Below are 2,285 nucleotides of genomic sequence, written 5' to 3' on the forward strand. Positions count from 1 at the left end.
ATATAACGGACCTTCAAGTGTTTCGGGCTTACCACGCTCAATAACATAACTTTTCGGATACCGTTCATCTTTGCCCAAAAGGTCCACCAGCGTGTGTTCTCCGCCAGTTAGCTGACTCCAGACATCCATAACTGCACCCCCAATCCCATATGTCGGGCCGCCTAATCTTTGAACCTGACGATGCGGAAGTGCAATCCAGCAATGGTAATGGTCTTGTTTTGCTCTCTCTTTCTCCCGTACCCAGCCGAATGCAAAATCGTTGATTGGACTTGTGACGCCCTCCGGTCTCTTGTATTTAGACTTGAGGCGTTCACGCAGTTTTTTGAATAGCTGACGCACCCACTTATTGCCAACTTCAACAGGACTACCACTAGGCAAGCGTAATTCAAAACAAGCGAAAAATACACGGCTATAGGTTGCCAGAATAGCTTCTAGTTCTGCGGCTATTGGGCAGAGGATATCTAACCTTACACCGGAAGGTTCTGTTGTATTGATTAAATATGCGTAGCCATTATGGTGGAAGCGATCACCGATAATAAGTGGATAACTACCGTAATCGTGTGTGATGGTTTTGTATGGAGTAATAATTGAATCAGTTGGTACTGGATATGACTTTTCTATCAAAGGCCCCCCTTCAGGTAGTTATATTAACCCACGTACATACACAAGCTAAACTACAAGTTATTACCATCAGACCACCGCAAAACAAACAAAAGGACATGACAAAAAGCCCCTTTAGAACTGAGGCGAGAGGTGCAGGGTATGATGGATTTTTTTCGAACAAAGTTTTTTTACATAAATATCCATTTCAAACCCTACACCAATACATCCAGATTTGCAAGCGCGAGTTTCCCCTGCCCTACTTATTGAGGAAGATTTAGCAGGAAAATGTTACCCACTACGTACAACAAACGGAACGGTATTCCTGATTGCAGCATGGACAAAAATTAGTCTTTCCCTTTACCAACAAAAACCAGCGGGATACCCCTGATCGGTCAATAATGTAATTGGCTAAACCAGCACAAGCCAATACTGAAAGATTGCGGTGTGTTGTTGACAGCGGGATGTCCAAGAGCTTTGAAAGTTCTGACGCTGTACAAGGAATAGAAGTTTGAGTGAGGTGGTACAAAATATCAATACGTGATGTTGTCAGTGTCAATCCTGCTGACTTCAGGATAGTCGCCATACGGTTAGGCTCATCCCTTAATGGGAGGTTAAACACAGGCAACATGAACTCTGTATGCAATATATACTCTCTTTGATTAAATTTAACTTGGAAAGTATTTTATCATAAAATTCTATAAATGAGAATAATCACCATCAAGTTCTTAAGTTAAACATTGGTATATAAAACGGTAATTTAATAGCACTTTTTATATCCCCAAACCAGAGCATGCACAATGATTCATGGTCGTACATACTATAAATTATTCAACTATTTTTGTGTACCTGAGTTTTTGTACTGAAAGTCGGCCACACCAGTATGAAATAATCATTTATGTTCACTTGCGGAAGTAAGCAAATCAATAAAAATTTCTGAAAAAAGTGCATCTTTAAAAATATCAATCTTAAAGATCTTCTGATGACTACCCATAGTCAACTGTGATTTTAACCTTATTTTAATGACATCATGGTAATCTTTAGAAGCAGAGAAAACATAGAATATAGCAAACCCTTCCACAATAAAATACCATATTACACTGTCTGTTTCATCATTTTTTAAAAAGGCAAAGTTGCTAAGAATAGATTTAATAACATGATCAGGAATGTTATTAGTAGTGTCTATCAATCTGAACACACAAATACGGATGAAGTTGTCCACCTTCAAATGGCTAAGTTTATTGATCCTCACCTGTTTGTTTTTAATGCAATATCTCATCAAGTCATCGAGCTCAGGTACACCATTCACTGTTGAATAATGAACGCTTTTAGAGACGGACGCTCGCCATAGTATGCTTAGCAAGAAAAGATAAAATCGCTTGTAATCGAATGAGTTGATGATTATATGGTCAGAGTTTTTACGTATATTATGATGATTTCTCAACAACCTTGTTCCATATGATTCGAACTCATGGCTAATAAACTGCTCACATGCGAAGCATAACAATGGCTCTTTCGGATCAACATTTTCTCGTTTTGGTTTGCTTCCTTTCTGACATGTAATCAACTGTGAATCATTTTTCTTTAAACGTTTGAAATAACTTCTGGGTATGCTATGAGATTCCTGAAGTTCTTTCTCTTCGAGACATAACTTACAGATTCCTTTCATAAGCCCTCACGTTACC

3 protein-coding genes are annotated in these 2,285 nt (G+C 38.6%); all 3 read right to left on the minus strand.

Going from position 1 to position 2,285, the window contains the following annotated elements; genetic code table 11:
- On the minus strand, positions 1–624 hold a 624-nt coding region (locus J5224_RS25165; RefSeq protein ID WP_264627940.1), incomplete at its 3' end, for an inovirus Gp2 family protein.
- 274 nt (positions 625–898) lie between these two features.
- On the minus strand, positions 899–1,231 hold the full coding sequence (locus J5224_RS35870; protein WP_413544723.1) for a helix-turn-helix domain-containing protein: 333 nt from the start codon (positions 1,229–1,231) through the stop codon (positions 899–901).
- Between the two features lie 261 nt (positions 1,232–1,492).
- Positions 1,493–2,269 (minus strand): hypothetical protein, encoded by a 777-nt coding sequence (locus tag J5224_RS25170; RefSeq protein WP_264627941.1) that lies wholly within the window; start codon positions 2,267–2,269, stop codon positions 1,493–1,495.
- Positions 2,270–2,285: the final 16 nt, after the last annotated feature.

This window comes from Candidatus Symbiopectobacterium sp. NZEC135 (assembly GCF_025962695.1).

Coding starts and splice junctions, on each gene's coding strand:
- J5224_RS35870 (WP_413544723.1), bottom strand. CDS start 1,231: ATGTTGCCTGTGTTTAACCTCCCATTAAGGGATGAGCCTAACCGTATG.
- J5224_RS25170 (WP_264627941.1), bottom strand. CDS start 2,269: ATGAAAGGAATCTGTAAGTTATGTCTCGAAGAGAAAGAACTTCAGGAA.